Source organism: Dechloromonas hortensis, from assembly GCF_009469765.1.
GTDB classification, from domain to species: Bacteria; Pseudomonadota; Gammaproteobacteria; order Burkholderiales; family Rhodocyclaceae; genus Azonexus; species Azonexus hortensis.
The window spans coordinates 1-18,105 of sequence record NZ_SSSQ01000001.1 but is presented as its reverse complement, the minus strand read 5'-3'; the positions used below and the strand labels follow the sequence as shown (position 1 = coordinate 18,105).

Sequence of the window (18,105 nt, the reverse complement as noted above, 5' to 3'; positions counted from 1 at the left end):
ATGAATGTGGAACAAACCGCACCTGTTGAATGCGCTGGCCGACCTGCTGATTCTCGCAGCGTCGGCCGCGTTGCTGGCCGCCGCGGCGGTCTGGCTGGTGCGCGTACCGTCGTTGCCGGTGCAGCAGGTGGTTTTTGCCGAGCCGCTGGCCCATACGCGGCGGGGCGAGGTCGAGCAGGTATTGCCGGCCGCCCTGAAAGGGAATTTCTTCAGCCTGAATCTGGAAACCGTGCGTGGCGCGCTGGAAAAGCTGCCCTGGGTGCGCAAGGTGGAAGTCCGCCGAATCTGGCCGGCCCGCCTGGAAGTGAAGGTCGAGGAGCATCGTCCGGTCGCTCGCTGGGGCGAGTCTCGGGGCGAACTGGTCAACAGTTACGGCGAGGTTTTTGCGGCGCTGGCCGGCGAAACGGAACTGGCCGCCTTGCCGCTGCTGTTCGGGCCACCGGGGACGGCCGCCGAGGTGCTGAAGCGTTATGGCGAACTGGTCGGCAGCTTCAAGGTGATCAGCGAAAAGCCGGTGCAGCTCATCCTGTCGCCGCGTCTGGCTTGGCAGTTGAAGCTGGAGAACGGCATGTTGGTGGATATGGGGCGCGAGCAGCCGAAGTCGCCGATCGGCGTGCGCCTGCAACGATTTATCGAGGTTTATCCGGAAACGGTCGCCAAACGGGCGGTCCGGCCGGCAGTGGTGGATTTGCGGTATCCGAATGGTTTCGCGGTGCGTACAGCGGCCGAGGGGAAGGGAAAGTAAGCATATGAGCAGGGATAACAAGGATCTGGTGGTCGGGCTGGACATCGGGACGTCGAAAATCGTCGCGCTGGTCGCCGAGATCAATCAGGAAGGCCATTTGAACGTCATCGGCATGGGCTCGCAGGATTCGCGCGGCCTGAAAAAGGGCGTCGTGGTCAATATCGAGGAAACGGTGCACACGATCAGCCGTGTCGTGCAGGAAGTCGAGCTGATGGCCGACTGCAAGGTGAAGGATGTCTATACGGGCATCGCCGGCAGCCACATCAAGAGCTTCAACTCGAACGGCATGGTGGCGATCAAGGACAAGGAAGTGACGCCGAGCGATGTCGAGCGCGTCATCGAAACCGCCAAGGCGATGCCGATTCCGGCTGACCAGGAAATCCTGCATATCCTCACCCAGGAATTCGTCATCGATGGCCAGGATGGCATTCGCGAGCCGATCGGCATGAGCGGCATGCGTCTGGAAGTCAAGACGCACATCGTCACCGGCGCCGTCTCGGCGGCCCAAAACATCGTCAAGTGTGTCCGCCGCTGCGGCCTGGAGGTCAATGACCTGGTGCTGCAGCCGCTGGCTTCCAGCTACGCCGTGCTCTCCGAGGACGAGAAGGATCTAGGCGTCTGCCTGATCGACATCGGTGGCGGCACGACCGACATCGCGGTGTGGACGCAGGGCGCCATCCGCCACACCTCGGTGATCCCGATCGCCGGCGACCAGATTACCAACGACATCGCGATGGCGCTGCGTACGCCGACCCGCGAGGCCGAGGATATCAAGTGCAAATACGGTTGCGCCCTGTCGCAACTGGCTGACGCCGCCGAGAACATGGATGTCGCCGGCGTCGATGACCGTCCGAGCCGCAAGCTGAGCCGCCGCGCGCTGGCCGATGTCATCCAGCCGCGCGTCGAAGAGCTTTACGAATTGATCCAGAACGAACTGCGCCGGGCCGGTTTCGAGGAGGTTTTGTCCTCCGGCATCGTGTTAACCGGCGGCGCCAGCGTGATGCCGGGCATGGTCGAACTGGGCGAGGAAATTTTCCACATGCCGGTTCGCCTGGGCAACCCGAAATACAGCGGCAGCCTGGCCGACGTCGTGCAGAGCCCGCGTTTTTCGACCGCTTTCGGCCTGCTGCTCGAAGCTCAGGCGCAGCGTAAGCGCGGCCAGAAGATCCAGGAAAAGCAGGGCTTCAAGGACGTCTTCGACGGCATGAAGTCGTGGTTTGCCAAGAATTTTTGATTTGTTTGTGAACAGTTTTTTCAGAGGAGGTAGTCATGTTTGAAATCATCGAGAAAGACGAAGAGGCGGGCACGATCATCAAGGTGTTCGGGGTTGGCGGCGCCGGTGGCAATGCCATCGAGCACATGATCCGCGAAGGTGTGAACGGCGTTGAATTCATCGCCGCCAATACCGATGCCCAGGCGCTCAGCCGCAATGCCGCAGCCTCCAAGCTGTCGCTCGGCAAGACCGGCCTGGGTGCTGGCGCCAAGCCGGAAAAGGGCCAGGAAGCGGCGCAGGAACATCGCGACGAAATCCGCGCCAGCCTGGAAGGGGCCCACATGGCCTTCATCACGGCCGGCATGGGTGGCGGCACGGGTACCGGCGCTGCTCCGGTGGTGGCCGAGATTGCCCGCGAAATGGGCATCCTGACCGTCGGCGTGGTGACCAAGCCGTTCAGCTTCGAAGGCAACAAGCGGATGAAGTCTGCCGAAGCCGGTATTGCCGAATTCTCCAAGCACGTCGATTCGCTGATCGTCATCCTCAACGACAAGCTGATGGAAGTCATGGGCGACGACGCCGATGTCGACGATTGCTTCAAGGCGGCTGACGACGTGCTGAAAAATGCCGTCGGCGGGATTGCCGAAATCATTACCTACCCGGGCCTGGTCAACGTCGACTTCGAAGACGTCCGCACAGTGATGGGTGAAATGGGCCGCGCCATGATGGGTTCTGCTGCTGCCGCCGGCGTCGACCGCGCCCGCATCGCCGCCGAACAGGCCGTTGCCTCGCCGCTGCTCGAAGGCGTCAATCTGTCCGGCGCCAAGGGCGTGCTGGTCAATATTACGGCCGCCAAGGGCGGCCTGAAGATGAAGGAAGTCAATGAAGTGATGAACACCGTCAAGGCCTTCGCGGCCGAAGACGCGCACATCATCTTCGGTGCCGTGTACGACGAACTGATGGACGATGCGCTGCGCGTCACCGTGGTTGCCACCGGCCTCGGCCAGGCGGTTGCCAAGCGCCAGACCTTCGAAGTCATCAACACCCCGGTCCTGCAGGCAACCGGTACGCATGATGCCGTCGCCTTCTCGAACGGGCCGGCCATCGACTACAACCAGATCGCCGATGTCCCGGCCGTGGTGCGCAAGCGCAACGTCACCGTCGAAGCGCTGGCCAACAGCGGTGTCGACCGTTACGACATTCCGGCCTTCCTGCGCAAGCAGGCGGACTGAATGTAAGAAAGGCTCACTCTGAAAAAGGGCGGCGGTGCATTGTGTTACAATGCGCCGCTCCCCAAATTATTCAAGCACTTGCATGCTAAAGCAACGCACGCTCAAGACCCTTATCCGCGCCTCAGGCGTCGGCCTGCATGGTGGCGTCAAGGTCAATATGACCCTGCGTCCGGCCGCTCCGGATACCGGCATCGTCTTTCGCCGCGTTGATCTGCCGGAACCGGTGGATATCCCCGCCAAGGCCTTCATGGTCGGCGATACCCGGATGTGCTCGTGCCTGGAAAAAGAGGGGGTCAAGGTAGGAACCATCGAGCACCTGATGTCGGCTTTCGCCGGACTCGGTATCGACAATGCCTGGGTTGATCTGGATGCGCCGGAAGTGCCCATCCTCGACGGCTCGGCTGCCCCGTTCGTCTTCCTGATCCAGTCCGCTGGCATCGAAGAGCAGAATGCGGCCAAGAAATTCATCCGCGTCACCCAGCCGATCGAAGTGCGCGACGGCGACAAATGGGCGCGCTTCGAGCCTTACGACGGCTACCGTCTCAGTTTCTCCATCGTTTTCAATCATCCGGCCATCGACAAATCGGCGCAAAAAGCCGAAATCGATTTCGCCGAGCAGTCCTACACCCGTGAAGTGGCGCGCGCCCGCACCTTCGGCTTCATGCAGGAAGTCGAATACCTGCGCGAAAACGGCCTGGCCCTCGGCGGTGGTCTGGAAAACGCCATCGTTCTCGACGAATTCCGCGTGCTAAACCAGGATGGACTGCGTTATGGCGACGAGTTCGTCAAACACAAGATTCTCGATGCCATCGGCGACCTCTACCTGCTCGGTCATCCCCTGCTTGCCGCCTATTCTTCGCACAAGGGCGGTCACGCGCTGAACAACCTGCTCGCCCGCGAGTTGCTGAATCACCAGGAATCCTGGGAGTTCGCCAGCTTCGAAGAGGCTGAGCATGCCCCGGTCGGCGTCACGCGCTGGCTGAACCAGCCGGCCTAAGATTGCATGTGGCTGCTGCGCTTGCTGGCAGTCATTCTGGTGGTGGCGATCGGCGCCAGCTTGCTGATTTATGTCGTTAGCGGCAATCGCGCCTACCTGGCGTTTTCCTGGCGCCTCTTCCGCTACGGCATCATCTTTGCCCTGATCGTCTTTGCGTTGATGATCATCGAGCGCATCGCCGTCATCCCCGTTTAGCGGCGCGCTCCAGCAAGTGGTCGAGGGCGGCGCGCAGCGGTCCTTTTGGCAGTTTTTCGGTGGTCGACCGCAGCGCTACGCAGGCCTCTTCCGAAATCGGCTTGAGCGTCGAGGCGATAGGCTGGCGAAGAATTTCGCGCGGCTGCACCCTGACTTCCATGACGATGCACTCGGCCCCGCTTTTCGATAACTCGCCGCACAGGCGCTGGCTCATCTGGCGGATTTTGGCGGCAACCGCGCCGTTGTCGGTGTGGATGACGATGGTTCCCGACTTGTAGTTGGCGACGTGTGCCGTATAACGAAAGGCTGCCGGGGCAACCGCTTCGAAGCGGCGGGCGAGCTTGAGCAGGAGCCGGGCGTGGGCCATGACCCGGCCGGCAGCGGCGTCGCGGTCAAGAAAATACTCGGGCTCGTAGTGCATGGCGGCAGCTTCTGTGCAGGTTGTTCCAGTCTTGCGCCATGCCAACACGGCGCCTCCGGTCCGCATTATGCCTTGTCGCATCCAGCGGTGGCTTGCTTGGATTGAAGTGGCTGGCCTGAGCGGCAAATAACTCCTTGATTTAGGTCGCCCTCGTCGTCTGGGGGCAGCGTGTTAGAATCGTCGCTTTCCGGCTGTACGCAACCAACATTCCATCGCGATGATTTCTGGCCTACTCAAAAAGATTTTCGGCAGCCGCAACGATCGGCTGATCAAGCAGTACTCCCAAACGGTCAAACGCATCAATGCCCTCGAGCCGACGCTCGAAGCCCTGAGCGACGAGCAGCTGCGCGCCAAGACGGACGAGTTCCGCCAGCGTCACGCCAATGGCGAGTCGCTCGACGACCTGTTGCCGGAAGCCTTTGCGGTGGTTCGCGAAGCGGGCAAGCGCGAACTCGGGATGCGCCACTTCGACGTCCAGATGATCGGCGGCATGGTGCTGCATTACGGCAAGATCGCCGAAATGCGTACCGGTGAAGGCAAGACGCTGGTCGGCACGCTGCCGGCCTACCTCAATGCCATCTCCGGCAAGGGCGTCCATGTCATCACGGTCAATGATTACCTGGCGACCCGCGACTCGGAATGGATGGGGCGCCTGCACCGCTTCCTCGGCCTCAGCGTCGGCGTCAATCTGTCGCAGATGGACCACGAGGCGAAACAGGCGGCATACGCCGCCGACATCACCTACGGCACCAACAACGAGTTCGGTTTCGACTACCTCCGCGACAACATGGTCTATACGGCCGGCGAACGGGTGCAGCGCGGCCTGAATTACGCCATTGTCGACGAAGTGGACTCGATCCTGATCGACGAAGCACGGACGCCGCTGATCATTTCCGGCCAGGCCGACGACCAGACCGACCTCTACGTCCGCATGCGCGCCGTCGTGCCGCTGCTCAGCCGGGCGCAGGAAGAAAATGGCGAGGGTGATTACTGGGTCGACGAAAAGGGCCATCAGGTTCACCTGTCCGAAGCCGGTTACGAGCACGCCGAGCAACTGCTGGCCGAGCACGGCATCCTCAAGGAAGGCAGCAGCCTTTACGACGCCGCCAACATCACGCTGATGCATCACCTGAACGCCGGCTTGCGGGCGGCCTCGCTGTTCCACAAGGACCAGCATTACGTCGTGCAGAACGGCGAAGTGACCATCGTCGACGAATTCACCGGCCGCCTGATGGCTGGCCGCCGCTGGTCGGATGGTCTGCACCAGGCCGTCGAAGCCAAGGAAGGCGTGCAGATCCAGGCCGAGAACCAGACGCTGGCCTCGATCACTTTCCAGAATTACTTCCGCATGTACGGCAAGCTAGCCGGCATGACTGGCACGGCGGATACCGAGGCCTACGAATTCCACCAGATCTACGGCCTGGAAACCGTCGTCGTGCCGACGCATCGGCCGATGGTCCGCAAGGACATGAACGACCTGGTCTTCAAGACGGCGGACGAGAAACACACGGCGATCATTGCCGACATCCGCGAGTGTGCCAAGCGTGGCCAGCCGGTGCTGGTCGGCACGACCTCGATCGAAGCTTCCGAGCTGCTCTCCGGTCTGCTCGACAAGGAAGGCCTGGCGCACAACGTGCTCAATGCCAAGCAGCATGCCCGCGAAGCCGAGATCGTTATCGAAGCCGGTCGCCCGGGCGTCATCACCATCGCCACCAACATGGCCGGTCGCGGTACCGACATCGTGCTCGGCGGCAGTATCGAGAAGGCCACTTCGGCCATCAAGCATGACGAGTCGTTGCCGGAAGCCGAGCGCGAGGCGAAGATCGCCGCCATGCGCGCCGAATGGCAGAAGGTGCACGATCAGGTGCTGGCCTCTGGCGGTCTGCACATCATCGGTTCCGAGCGGCACGAATCGCGTCGTATCGACAACCAGTTGCGCGGCCGGGCCGGGCGCCAGGGCGATGCCGGTTCTTCGCGCTTCTACCTGTCGCTTGACGATCCGCTTTTGCGCATCTTTGCCGGCGAGCGTCTGCGCGCCATCATGGACAAGCTGAAAATGCCGGAAGGCGAGGCGATCGAGCATCCGCTCGTCACCCGCTCGCTGGAATCGGCACAGCGCAAGGTCGAAGCCCGCAACTTCGATATCCGCAAGCAATTGCTGGAATACGACGACGTCGCCAACGACCAGCGCAAGGTGATCTACCAGCAGCGCAACGAACTGCTGGAAACCGACGACATCTCGGAAACCATCACCGCAATGCGGCAGAGCGTCATCGCCGAAACCTTCCGTACCTACGTGCCGGCCGAATCGGTTGAAGAGCAGTGGGACATGGAGGGGCTGGAGCGTGCGCTGGCCGCCGATCTGCAAATTTCAGCACCGGTTGCCGAGTGGTTCAAGAACGAGCCGACGCTGTCCGACGAAGAAATTCTGGCCCGTATCCTGAAAGAGGCCGACGAGGCCTACCAGGCCAAGGTCGAACTGGTCGGGGCCGCGACTTTTCACCAGTTCGAGCGCAATGTCATGCTGCAGAGTCTCGACTCGCACTGGCGCGAACATCTGGCGGCGCTCGATCATCTGCGCCAGGGTATCCACCTGCGCGGTTACGCGCAGAAGAACCCGAAGCAGGAATACAAGCGCGAAGCTTTCGAGCTCTTCGAAGGCCTGCTCGACCTGGTGCGCAAGGAAGTCACCCGCATCGTCTTCACCGTGCAGATCCGTTCGCAGGAAGATGTTGCGGAAACCGCGCCGCACGCCGATGTCCAGAACGTCCAGTACCAGCACGCCGGTTACGACGAGGCGCTGGGCACGGAAGGCGAGGCCGCGGCTACACCGGCGGCCGATAATGGACCGAAGGTGGGGCGCAACGATCCCTGTCCCTGCGGATCCGGCAAAAAATACAAGCACTGCCACGGAAAACTGTCCTGACCCGCCAAGGCACCCCAGCGGTGCCTTGATGCTTTTGGAGCCAAGAGAATGCCTGTCAATTACGCTACCCCTGCTGCCGATCAACTCTTTCCGGTGGCAGGTGTTCGCCTCGGTGTCGCCGAGGCCGAGATCCGCAAGAAAAACCGCCGCGACCTAACGCTGGTCGCGCTCGATGCCGGCTGCACGGTAGCCGGCGTGTTCACGCAGAACCGCTTCTGCGCGGCGCCGGTCCAACTCTGCCGCAACCATCTGGCGGCGGGCAAGGAAATCCGTGCCCTGGTGGTCAATACCGGCATCGCCAATGCCGGTACCGGTGAGCCCGGTCGGCAGGCGGCGCAGGCGACCTGCGAGGCGGTGGGCGAGTTGCTCGGCGTCGCGGCCGACCAGGTGCTGCCGTTTTCGACCGGCGTCATTCTCGAATTGCTGCCGGTGGAGCGCATCAAGGCCGGCTTGCCGGCCGTCTTTGCCGACCTGAAGGCCGACAACTGGCATGCGGCGGCACACGGCATCATGACCACCGATACGGTGGCCAAGGCAACTTCGCGCACCCTTGCGGTCAACGGTAAAAAAGTGACCATTTCCGGCGTTTCCAAGGGCGCCGGCATGATCAAGCCGAACATGGCGACCATGCTCGGCTTTCTCGCCACCGATGCCGGCATCGCCCAGCCGCTGCTCGAGGCGCTGGTCAAGGAAGCGGCCGACGCCTCCTTCAACTGCATTACCGTCGATGGCGACACCTCGACCAACGACTCCTTCGTGATGATCGCTTCCGGTCAGTCCGGTGCCCGCTTTGCTGCGGAAACCGATGCCGGCTGGGCCGAGGTCAAGGCGGCGATCATCGCTGTGTCTGTCGAACTGGCCCAGGCCATCGTCCGTGACGGCGAGGGCGCCACCAAGTTCATCACCGTTGCCGTCGAAGGCGGCAAGGATGTCGAGGAATGCCGCAAGGTCGGTTACGCCATCGGCCACTCGCCGCTGGTCAAGACCGCCTTCTTCGCCTCCGACCCGAATCTCGGCCGGATTCTGGCGGCGGTCGGCTATGCCGGCATCACCGACCTCGATGTCGATGGCGTCAAGGTCTGGCTGGATGATGTGCTGGTGGCCGAAAAAGGCGGTCGCGCTGCGGCCTACAAGGAAGAGGATGGCGCCGGTGTCATGGCGCAGGCGGAAATCACCGTCCGCGTCGATCTCGGTCGGGGCGCTGCGCAAGCCAGCGTTTATACCTGTGATTTTTCCTACGATTACGTGAAGATCAACGCCGACTACAGAAGCTAGTCGGTTGCACTACCCAGTTGATTCGAGGCCCGCTCCGTGCGGGCCTTTTCATTTTCGTCGTTGTGCCGTGCCGGGCAGGCAGAGCCCTTGCTCCGGCACTTGGAACTACAGTTGCGCTGGTTGCACTGGGGTACCAAGGCGACCAGCATGCCAATGCCGAGCAGGGCGACAAGCAGCGAGGCGATCAGCAAGGTCAAGATAGATGCATCCATGATTTGTTAGTTTTCGTCTATTCAGTATTAATTTTACAGTTTTATGATTCATTGTTTTTGGCTTGCCGCTGGTTTAACCAAACTTTACATGCGTCGCTCGATATTAATGCGACATGGCTGACGACCAGGCTTGACGCTACAATCGTTTCGACGGATTGCGCAGCCACCGGTGCTAGGAATTCAGCTGGGGGCTACTGCGCAATTAGAGCAGTCGGCAGGGGCTTCTCCTTTGATCCTGATTAGCTAAATGTCCTTCTACCAGGGGATTGAAATGACCGAAATTCGCCGTGACTTGACCAGAACGACGCTGGCCATCTTTTGCATCATCGGGCTGGCCGGCCTCTCCTTGTGGGTGCTGCGCCCCTTTCTGGCGGCGACGGTGTGGGCGACGATGGTCGTCGTCGCCACCTGGCCGCTGCTTCAGTCGCTGGAAGGTCGTTTCGGCCAGCGACGAGCACCGGCTGTCGCGGTGTTGACGCTGGCGATGCTGTTGCTGCTGGTGCTGCCGTTGTGGCTGGCGATCAGTACCATTTCCGAGCATTCCGAACAGTTGACCGCAGCGGTCAAGTCACTGGCGGAAAATGGCCTGCCTTTGCCGCCGGCCTGGGTGGCCACGCTGCCCCTGGTGGGTGAGAAGCTGTCGATGGGGTGGACGCAACTGGCGACCAGCGCTACCAGCGAAATCATTACCCAGGTCGCACCCTATGCGGCGGATACCGGAAAGTGGGCGCTCGCTCAGGTGGGTGGCTTCGGCGGCATGTTGATCCAGTTTCTGCTCGTCGTCGTCATCGTCGCCATCCTTTACTCCAGCGGCGAAACGGCGGCCCGGATGGTGCGTCGGTTTGGTCGTCGGTTGGCTGGTGAGCGGGGTGAAAACTCCATCATCCTGGCCGGACAGGCGATTCGTGGCGTGGCGCTTGGTGTCGGCGTCACCGCCATTGTCCAGACCGTGCTCGGCGGCCTTGGCCTGGCCGTGGCCGGTGTGCCGTTTGCCTCCTTGCTGTCGGCTGTGATGCTGATGCTTTGCATCGCCCAGATCGGGCCGACGCTGGTATTGCTGCCCGCCGTCGGCTGGATGTACTGGTCGGGCGATAACGGTTGGGCGACAGCTCTGCTCGTCTGGAGCCTGGCCGTCGGCAGTCTCGACAATATCCTGCGCCCGATGCTGATCAAGCGCGGCGCCGATCTGCCTTTGCTGCTGATTTTTTCCGGCGTCATCGGCGGTATGCTGAGCTTTGGTTTGATCGGCATTTTCGTCGGGCCGGTCGTCCTGGCTGTGACCTACACACTGCTGCAGGCCTGGGTCGAGGATGGGCTGGGCAAGGACGACGGCGACGTCCAGCCCTCGGTCTCAGCGCTTGCCGAGCCGGATCAGGCGGAACCAGCCGCCGGCTAGGGCGGGCTGATCGTCTTCGAGGATCAGTCCGGGCTCCGCCGGCAGCAGGTCTTCAAAGACCACGTCGAGGCGGGTCGCGATGCGCCGCAGTAGCGGGTTGGCCAGCCGGCGCAGCACGGCAGGCTGGCCGCGACGCAGGAATTTGTCGAAAACCAGCAGTCGACCGCCCGGTTTGAGAACTCGCGCCACCTCGGCGAAACAGTGGGCCGGTTCGGGAACGACGGCCAGGATCAGGTGCAGTACCGCGCTATCGAAGCTGTCGTCGGCAAAAGGCAGGCGCTGGGCATCGCCCTGCAGTGGCAGGAAGTCGACCGCGCCAGCCCGGGGCAGGGCCCGGCGCAACATGGTCAGGTTCAGGTCAAGGCCGACGTAATGGTGTTGTGGCGGTAAATGCGGCAGATCAAGGCCGGTGCCGACACCGGCCAGCAGCACGCGGCCGGGTGGGGCGGGTAGCGCCGATAAACTGCGTTGCCGCGCCGCCAGGGTGGCGCGGGCAATGGCCGCGTCGTAAAACGGCGCGATCAGCGTGTAGCTGTGCTTCAGGCTCAATGCAGGGCGCGCGGGCTGGCCAGCACGAACTCGGGAATCACCGCCTCGAAATGCGTGCCGTCCTCGGCCACCATCTGATAAGTGCCCTTCATCGTGCCGATCGGCGTGGTCAGCGCCGAACCGCTGGTGTACTGAAAGCTCTCGCCGGGTTGCAGCAACGGCTGTTTGCCGACGACGCCGAGGCCGCGCACTTCCTGCACCTCATTGTTGCCGTCGGTGATGATCCAGTGCCGGGAAACCAGTTGGGCGGCGATTTCGCCAATATTCTTGATGGTCACCGTGTAGGCGAAGACGTAGCGATCGTTTTCCGGGTCGGACTGGTCCGGGATGAACTGCGGCATCGGCTGAATTTCGATTCGGTACTTGTTGGCGTCGGGCATGGGATAATTTCGTCTGTTTTTGTTTAGGGAAGCATCATGTCAGCCAAAGATTTCATTATTGCACCGAGCATTCTTTCAGCCAATTTCGCCAAGCTGGGCGAAGAAGTGGCCAACGTCATCGCCTCGGGGGCCGACTGGATTCATTTTGACGTGATGGACAACCATTATGTTCCCAACCTGACCATCGGACCGCTGGTTTGCGAGGCAATTCGCCCGTGCACCGCAGCGCCGATCGACGTGCATCTGATGGTCAAGCCGGTTGATCGCATCATCCCCGATTTTGCCAAGGCCGGGGCCAATATCATTACCTTCCATCCGGAAGCTTCCGAGCACGTGGACCGCAGCCTGTCGCTGATCCGCGATGCCGGTTGCCAGGGCGGCCTGGTCTTCAACCCGGCGACGCCGCTCGACTACATGGATTACGTGCTCGACAAGATCGACGTCATCCTGCTGATGAGCGTCAATCCGGGTTTCGGCGGCCAGAAGTTCATTCCCGGCACGCTGGCCAAGGCAAAGCAGGCGCGCGCCAAGCTCGATGCCTATGAGCGCGAAAGCGGCCGGCGCATCCGTCTGGAGATCGATGGAGGCGTCAATACCGCCAATATTGCCGAAATCGCCCGGGCCGGGGTCGATGCCTTCGTTGCCGGTTCCGCCGTCTATGGCGCCGGCCAGGATAGCGATCCGCATCGCTACGATTCGATTATCGGCGCCCTGCGCAGCGAGTTGGCGAAAGTCTGAGGGGAGTTCAGATGTATTTCCAGTCGGTTACCTTCGATCTCGATGGCACCCTGCTCGACACCATCGCCGACCTGGCCGAAGGCTGCCGGCTGATGCTGGAAGAAATCGGCGAGCCGCCGCGCAGCCAGGCCGAGGTGCATAGTTTCGTCGGCAAGGGCATGGCGGTGCTGGTCGAGCGTTGCCTGACCCACGCCAAGCCCCCCACTGCCGACCGATTGCACGTCGCCATCGAGTCGTTCAAGCGCCACTATGCTGCGGTCAACGGGCGGTCGGCCCAGATTTATCCGGGCGTACTCGAAGGCTTGCAGGCCTGGAAGGTGAGTGGCCTGAAAATGGGGGTCGTCACCAATAAACCCGGCATGTTCACCGAAACACTGCTCGACCGGATGGGGATGACCGACTATTTCGACATCATCGTCTCCGGCGACACCACGGCGCACAAGAAGCCGCATCCGGAACCGATCCTGCACGCCTGCCGCACCTTCGGTGTGCGGCCGGACCGCAATCTGCACATTGGCGACTCGAAAAACGACATCCATGCCGCCCATGCCGCCGGCTGCCTGGCCTATGCAGTGCCCTACGGCTACAACGAAGGGGAGCCGGTGGACAGTGCCGATTGCGATGCGCTAGTATCCGATCTGCTTGTTGCCTACCAGCAAGCCCTCACTTTCAAAGACCTCAAGAACAAATGACGACTCTGCGTATCTGGAACGAATGGCACGGTTGGCGTCGCTGGCGCCCCTGATCTCCCTTTCGCGCGCCTTTGCGGCGCAACGCACCAGTACGCATTACCCCTGTCATTTCGAGGCTTTCCCATGACTGAAACTGAATTCAACGCGCTCGCCGCGCAAGGCTACAACCGTATTCCCGTTACGCTGGAAACGTTTGCCGATCTCGACACGCCGCTCTCCATCTACCTGAAGCTGACCAGCGGCCCGAACGGCGCGCATTACTCCTACCTGCTCGAATCGGTGCAGGGCGGTGAGCGCTTTGGTCGCTACTCGATCATCGGCCTGCCGGCGTCGACGCGCATCGTCGTGACCGGCCACCAGGTGCTGGTGCTGACCGGTAACCGTGTCGCCGAGCGCGAAGACGATACCAATCCGCTCGAATTCATCGGCAAGTTCATGCAGCGCTTCCGGGCGCCGCCCAGCTCCGGCCTGCCGCGCTTCTGCGGCGGCCTGGTCGGCTGCTTCGGCTACGACACCGTGCGCTATGTCGAAACCCGCCTGACCCGGACCAATAAGCCGGACGAGATCGGTACGCCGGACATCGGCCTGCTGCTCTCCGAGGAAATTGCCGTCGTCGACAACCTGTCCGGTAAGCTGACGCTGATCGTCTATGCGGAACCGGGGTTCCCCGGCGCCTACCAGAAGGCGCGGGCCCGCCTCAAGGAACTGCTCGGCAAGCTGCGCACCCCGGTTTGCATTCCGGCCGAACAGCCGGTGCACTCGGAGCCCGCCGTTTCCATCTTCGGCGAAGGCGCCTTCAAGCAGGCAGTCCGCAAGGCCAAGGAATACATCACTGAGGGCGACATCATGCAGGTCGTCCTGTCGCAACGGATGACCAAACCGTTCAATGCCAGCCCAATGGCGCTCTACCGGACCCTGCGCAGCCTGAACCCGTCGCCCTACATGTTCTACTTCGATTTCGAGGACTTCCATGTCGTCGGCGCTTCGCCGGAGATCCTGGTCCGTCTCGAAGGCGACCGCGTCACCGTGCGGCCGATCGCCGGCACCCGCAAGCGCGGCGCCTCGCCGGAAGAGGATGCCGCCCTGGCCACCGAACTGCTGGCCGATGAAAAGGAACGTGCCGAGCACACCCAGTTGCTCGACCTCGGGCGCAACGATTGCGGCCGTGTCGCCAAGGTCGGTAGCGTCAAGCTGACCGAGAACATGCTCGTCGAGCGTTACTCGCACGTCATGCACATTGTTTCCAACGTCGAAGGCAAGTTGCAGCCGGGCCTCAATGCGCTCGACGTGCTGAAGGCCACTTTCCCGGCCGGCACCGTTTCCGGCGCGCCGAAAGTGCGGGCCATGGAAATCATCGACGAACTGGAGCCGGTCAAGCGCGGCATCTACGCCGGCGCCGTCGGCTACCTCGGCTTCCATGGCGACATGGATATCGCCATTGCGATACGGACCGGCGTCATCAAGGACAAGAAGCTCTATGTCCAGGCCGGCGCCGGCATCGTTGCCGATTCCGACCCCAATTCGGAATGGACGGAAACCCAGAACAAGGCCCGCGCCGTGCTCCGTGCCGCCGAACTGGCCGAGCAGGGGCTGGACACCAAGGCCGACTGAGCGGTTTCCTCCTGTGCCATAGAAAAAGCCGCCTGCAAACAGGCGGCTTTTTTGCGTCAAACTCAGGTGGCTGGCGTGTGGCGTCTGAGTCGGGCGCTCCCCCTTTCTTGACGCACGTGTTGTTAGATTTCCTGCAGCTTGCGGCGACGGCTGACCCAGGCCAGCGCAGCCAATGCGCCACCCATCAAGGCCATCGAGCCGGGCTCGGGAATTATTTGAACTCGTTCGGTGGTGATGATCGCGCCAAACTGAACCGTGGTGTTTGCCGCTTCTGGCGTCAGGAAGCCCAGGCAGACCGTATTTCCTGGGCCGAGAACGGATTCGCACGCCACGCTCGGCAAAGGATTCAAGCCGCTGGTGAGTTCAAGGAAGCTGATGAAATACTGTTGGGCAGGGTCTCCGCCCGCGCCATCGGTGTCATAGAAAAACGGAAAATTGAGTGACTCTTTATCCATGACGAAAATATCGGCACAGCCGTTGGCGTTCAATGGACCGACGCCGCTGGTGCCGCCACCGGCACAGGCACCTCCTACCCCACCCGCGTTAGGCGTCTCCAGGAAATCGATCACGAAAGTCAGGCTTTGCGAAGGGAGTCCAGGCAGAGCGGGTACGAATGGGGTAAGTGTCAGTACTGACTGTAGAGACACTCTATCAAGGCTGGGGGCTGTAATCGGTTGGTTTAAATGAGTTATCGAGATGTTCGCAACGGCGGGCAGGATTGTATTGATGCCGGTAGGGACTGTCGTCGAGACGGGCGTGTTGGTAATATCCAAGCCGCTTTGTCCATTGCCGATGTCGGTACCCCAGCGCAGAGAGGTGTTCGTGCCGTTGATCGTTACTCCGCCAGGCGTGCCGCCGTTGGAGTCGACGATAGTGCCTGGAAGAAACGTTGCGTCGACACCCACTGTCCATTGGCTGACGATCGCTGCGTTTGCGCTACTGGCTGCCAGTGCGGCAAATGCGGTAGCGAGTATTGTCTTGGAAAAAGTTTTCATGACCCTACCTCCGTATTTACATAGAGAGCGCTTCTGCACAGAGACAAAGGATTAATTAATCTGTTCTTTGGTTTCTGTTATCTGCATTCAGCATGCTATGTGCCAGGCTTGTGAGTTTGTGTAAAAATCTAATTAATTCAATTGGTTGTGTTTTCGTTCTTGGCCCTCGCTGGACGGTTGTTGGCCGCCGGCTGTCCGAATGTAAAAATTACCGACATTGCCAAAATGGTTTTACCCATTGAGGACGGGTATGGTCCCGAATCTGACTTGGCGCTTGTCGTCGAATTGGCCTGACTGAGTGAAAGCCTTTATTCAGGCGAGGCGCAGCAGATCGGTGAATTGAGCGAACTCTTCATCGGGGGCGTGCCGTCTGAGCGATTCGATACTGCCGTAGCCCCAGGTCACGGCACCGAAGGCGACACCTTCTTGGCGGGCGGCTTCGAGGTCGGTGATCTGGTCGCCGATGTAGACCACCTGGCTGGCCGGCGTGCCGGTCAAGCGCAGGATCTTGCGGATGCGACTGGCCTTGCCGAAAATCGACATGCCGCACTCGAGGTGGCCGAACAAGCCGATGTTCGAGGCGCCCAGGATTTGCTCGACGTTGTGGCGGGCGTTCGAGCTGACCAGCGCCAGCCGGAGTTGTGCCCGCGCCAACTGTTGCAATACCGAGTCGACGTTGGCAAAGAGCGGCGTTGCCTGCGGGTTCTGCTGCATCAGGGTCATGAAACTCTGGGCGACGAGCGGCAGCTTCCAGGCCGGCAGTTCGAGATGACGCATCATTTCGCGGGCGCTGTAGTGGCGAAAGGCGGGCACGGCGTCGAGGTCGATCGGCCTGAAAGCATGCCGCTCGGCCAGCTTGTTGACCACGCTGAGCAAGAACGGCAGCGAGTCGGCCAGGGTGCCGTCGAAGTCGAAGATGGCGAGCCGGTATTTCATTGCTCTTCGGCCAGTGACAGGGCAAAGAAGCGGGTGCCCGGCACCGGGTTGGCGTAGTAGGGCGCCGTTTCCTGAAAGCCGAGGCGCTCGTACAGTTGCTGGGCGACCGTGGTTTGCGGCACGGCATCGAGAATGAGCCGCCGCACGCCGAGTTGGCGGGCGCGTTCGATCAGCACCCCGATCAGCTTTTCTCCCAGGCGCTGGCCGCGAAATCCCGGCCGGACATAAAGCCGTTTCACTTCGGCCGTGGCGTTGGCATGCTGCAACAGGCCGACGCAGCCGGCGATCGTCTGTGCCGAGTCGGCGATCAGGAAAAGGCCGCTGGGCAGCGTGAAGCGTGCGTCGAAGCTGGCCATTTCCTCGGCGAAGCCACGGTAGGAGAGGTCCATGTCCAGCCAGGCGACGTACTCGCGAATGACCGATTGCAGCGCTTCACTGTCGGCGGGGAAGGTGGCGGTGCGAATATGCATGGGAATGGCGGCGGGCTGGTTTTTTTACGGGATGTGGACAATAGCCGAGCCAGGCCGGCCGGGGAACGTCAGGCCATCGCTCGGGGCCGCGCGCTTACGCTAAAATTCGGCCCTCGCCGTATTGCTGGTTTCGTTTTCGATGTCGAGTTTCAACATAGCAACACATTTTTCCAACGCACCGCCTTACTTCATCTGGCTGCTGATTTGGCGCGCGTTGTGGGCCTGCATGGCCCTGGTCGTTGTCATCAAACGGCCGGTCGATGTGCCCTTGCTGGTTGCCCTGAGTTTTCTGGCCGGGCTGCTGATGATGGGTGAGGCGGCTTACCGCAGCAAGGTGTACCTGGAACAGGAAAGACTGCGCAAGGAGCGTGACCGCGAACTGCGCGAACAGCGGGCGGAAGAAGCCCGCCAGCGTCTGGAAGCTTTCCGGGAAGCACAGCGGGATGCCGACAGTAAGTACATGAACCTCGATCTCGACGAGGTCGATGCGGCCGATATGCACACCGGGGCCGCCGGCAAAATGTCGGCCAAGGATTTCGAGCTGGCCAGCATGGCGCGCGACAGCGGGGGCGCTGCGCCCGGTGGTGCCGGCCCATCTTCGCAGGCCAGCCTCACTGCCTGATCGTTCGCCGTCAGGGGCGCCCCAAAGCCCCAAAATACCCTTTTTTTGACAGTCGACCGCAGCACAGCCCGGTTTGGCCGCGCCCGGGATTTCCGGCGCCGGTGCCGGCCAATACAGGCGGGATGGGCGTGCCTGGTGTCGGAAATCCGATGGCTGGTCAGGGCGGTGTGACGGAATTTCGGCGACTCTGATTGTCGCGGCTTTTCAAAAGGCAATAGAATCAACGGCAATTCGTTCGTAATCGAGCTGGCTCAGGCTGGCACGGCATCTGCGTAGTAATTGGCACCGAAGCCACTCAGCGGCTTCTTCCCCAACACAGGAGATGACATGAACCGATTTGCCGTTGTTGCCGCACTCGCCGCCGTTCTGAGCACCGCCGCCGTCATGCCGGCCCAGGCCCAGGAGTCGCTGACCCTGAAGAAGATCAAGGACACCGGCACGATCACGCTGGGTCACCGTGAATCCTCTATTCCGTTTTCCTACTACGACGACAAGCAGCA

The 18,105-nt window shown here is 61.5% G+C and carries 19 protein-coding genes and 1 pseudogene; 13 read left to right on the top strand and 7 right to left on the bottom strand.

The genetic code is table 11. The features are described 5' to 3' along the window. Nucleotides 1-4 precede the first annotated feature (4 nt). From GH663_RS00100 to GH663_RS00080, 5 genes are all read left to right on the top strand, one after another. Nucleotides 5-745: a cell division protein FtsQ/DivIB gene (locus GH663_RS00100; RefSeq protein ID WP_153129740.1), complete on the top strand. Its 741-nt coding sequence runs from the start codon at nt 5-7 to the stop codon at nt 743-745. Between the two features lie 4 nt (nt 746-749). Next, complete coding sequence (gene ftsA, locus GH663_RS00095; protein ID WP_066884764.1) at nt 750-1,979, top strand: cell division protein FtsA; 1,230 nt, start codon at nt 750-752, stop codon at nt 1,977-1,979. A gap of 35 nt (nt 1,980-2,014) precedes the next feature. Then, entirely contained in the window at nt 2,015-3,190 is a 1,176-nt protein-coding gene (ftsZ, locus tag GH663_RS00090) for a cell division protein FtsZ (protein ID WP_153129739.1), read from the top strand. Between the two features lie 82 nt (nt 3,191-3,272). Beyond that, nucleotides 3,273-4,187 carry a UDP-3-O-acyl-N-acetylglucosamine deacetylase gene (gene lpxC / locus GH663_RS00085; RefSeq protein ID WP_153129738.1) on the top strand — a complete coding sequence of 305 codons (915 nt, stop codon included), beginning with the start codon at nt 3,273-3,275 and terminating at the stop codon, nt 4,185-4,187. Nucleotides 4,188-4,193: 6 nt separating this feature from the next. After that, on the top strand, nt 4,194-4,382 hold the full coding sequence (locus GH663_RS00080) for a hypothetical protein (protein ID WP_153129737.1): 189 nt from the start codon (nt 4,194-4,196) through the stop codon (nt 4,380-4,382). Here GH663_RS00080 and GH663_RS00075 read toward each other — a convergent pair. Beyond that, on the bottom strand, nt 4,369-4,803 hold the full coding sequence (locus GH663_RS00075) for a DciA family protein (RefSeq protein ID WP_170291301.1): 435 nt from the start codon (nt 4,801-4,803) through the stop codon (nt 4,369-4,371). The two genes, GH663_RS00080 and GH663_RS00075, sit on opposite strands and share 14 nt — an antisense overlap. Before the next feature lie 217 nt (nt 4,804-5,020). Between GH663_RS00075 and secA the strand changes: the two genes are divergently transcribed. Together secA and argJ are read left to right on the top strand one after the other, a co-directional pair. After that, nucleotides 5,021-7,729, top strand: coding sequence for a preprotein translocase subunit SecA (gene secA, locus GH663_RS00070; RefSeq protein WP_153129735.1), 2,709 nt, complete (start codon nt 5,021-5,023; stop codon nt 7,727-7,729). Between the two features lie 48 nt (nt 7,730-7,777). Continuing rightward, nucleotides 7,778-9,004 carry a bifunctional glutamate N-acetyltransferase/amino-acid acetyltransferase ArgJ gene (argJ, locus tag GH663_RS00065; RefSeq protein ID WP_153129734.1) on the top strand — a complete coding sequence of 409 codons (1,227 nt, stop codon included), beginning with the start codon at nt 7,778-7,780 and terminating at the stop codon, nt 9,002-9,004. Here argJ and GH663_RS00060 read toward each other — a convergent pair. Continuing rightward, nucleotides 9,001-9,216, bottom strand: a complete 216-nt coding sequence (locus GH663_RS00060; protein ID WP_153129733.1) for a hypothetical protein — start codon at nt 9,214-9,216, stop codon at nt 9,001-9,003. The two genes, argJ and GH663_RS00060, sit on opposite strands and share 4 nt — an antisense overlap. Nucleotides 9,217-9,487: 271 nt before the next feature. Between GH663_RS00060 and ydiK the strand changes: the two genes are divergently transcribed. Beyond that, complete coding sequence (ydiK, locus tag GH663_RS00055) at nt 9,488-10,612, top strand: AI-2E family transporter YdiK (protein WP_153129732.1); 1,125 nt, start codon at nt 9,488-9,490, stop codon at nt 10,610-10,612. Here ydiK and GH663_RS00050 read toward each other — a convergent pair. Next, the gene (locus tag GH663_RS00050) at nt 10,568-11,161 is read right to left on the bottom strand and encodes a class I SAM-dependent methyltransferase (RefSeq protein WP_153129731.1); all 594 of its coding nucleotides are present in this window, start codon (nt 11,159-11,161) and stop codon (nt 10,568-10,570) included. The genes ydiK and GH663_RS00050 overlap by 45 nt on opposite strands. Then, nucleotides 11,158-11,541: a Co2+/Mg2+ efflux facilitator ApaG/CorD gene (gene apaG / locus GH663_RS00045; RefSeq protein ID WP_153129730.1), complete on the bottom strand. Its 384-nt coding sequence runs from the start codon at nt 11,539-11,541 to the stop codon at nt 11,158-11,160. Before apaG ends, GH663_RS00050 begins: the two co-directional genes overlap by 4 nt. Before the next feature lie 36 nt (nt 11,542-11,577). On the opposite strand from apaG, the gene rpe reads away from it, so the two are divergent. The 3 genes from rpe (at nt 11,578) to trpE (ending at nt 14,582) form a co-directional block, all read left to right on the top strand. After that, nucleotides 11,578-12,279, top strand: coding sequence for a ribulose-phosphate 3-epimerase (gene rpe, locus GH663_RS00040; RefSeq protein ID WP_153129729.1), 702 nt, complete (start codon nt 11,578-11,580; stop codon nt 12,277-12,279). A gap of 11 nt (nt 12,280-12,290) precedes the next feature. Next, nucleotides 12,291-12,971 carry a phosphoglycolate phosphatase gene (locus GH663_RS00035; protein ID WP_153129728.1) on the top strand — a complete coding sequence of 227 codons (681 nt, stop codon included), beginning with the start codon at nt 12,291-12,293 and terminating at the stop codon, nt 12,969-12,971. Nucleotides 12,972-13,094: 123 nt separating this feature from the next. Continuing rightward, nucleotides 13,095-14,582 (top strand): anthranilate synthase component I, encoded by a 1,488-nt coding sequence (gene trpE, locus GH663_RS00030; protein WP_153129727.1) that lies wholly within the window; start codon nt 13,095-13,097, stop codon nt 14,580-14,582. Nucleotides 14,583-14,704: 122 nt separating this feature from the next. On the opposite strand, the gene GH663_RS00025 is transcribed toward trpE, so the two are convergent. The 3 genes from GH663_RS00025 to GH663_RS00015 all read right to left on the bottom strand — a co-directional run bounded on the left by GH663_RS00025 (nt 14,705) and on the right by GH663_RS00015 (nt 16,983). Beyond that, complete coding sequence (locus GH663_RS00025) at nt 14,705-15,577, bottom strand: THxN family PEP-CTERM protein (RefSeq protein WP_153129726.1); 873 nt, start codon at nt 15,575-15,577, stop codon at nt 14,705-14,707. A gap of 312 nt (nt 15,578-15,889) precedes the next feature. Continuing rightward, nucleotides 15,890-16,513, bottom strand: coding sequence for an HAD hydrolase-like protein (locus GH663_RS00020; protein ID WP_153129725.1), 624 nt, complete (start codon nt 16,511-16,513; stop codon nt 15,890-15,892). Further along, complete coding sequence (locus tag GH663_RS00015; protein WP_153129724.1) at nt 16,510-16,983, bottom strand: GNAT family N-acetyltransferase; 474 nt, start codon at nt 16,981-16,983, stop codon at nt 16,510-16,512. The genes GH663_RS00020 and GH663_RS00015 overlap by 4 nt, the downstream gene beginning before the upstream one ends. 226 nt (nt 16,984-17,209) lie before the next feature. Between GH663_RS00015 and GH663_RS00010 the strand changes: the two genes are divergently transcribed. Both GH663_RS00010 and GH663_RS21510 read left to right on the top strand, forming a co-directional pair. Then, the gene (locus GH663_RS00010) at nt 17,210-17,605 is read left to right on the top strand and encodes a hypothetical protein (RefSeq protein ID WP_153129723.1); all 396 of its coding nucleotides are present in this window, start codon (nt 17,210-17,212) and stop codon (nt 17,603-17,605) included. Nucleotides 17,606-17,932: 327 nt separating this feature from the next. Next, nucleotides 17,933-18,105, top strand: a pseudogene (locus tag GH663_RS21510) (amino acid ABC transporter substrate-binding protein); the annotation flags it as partial.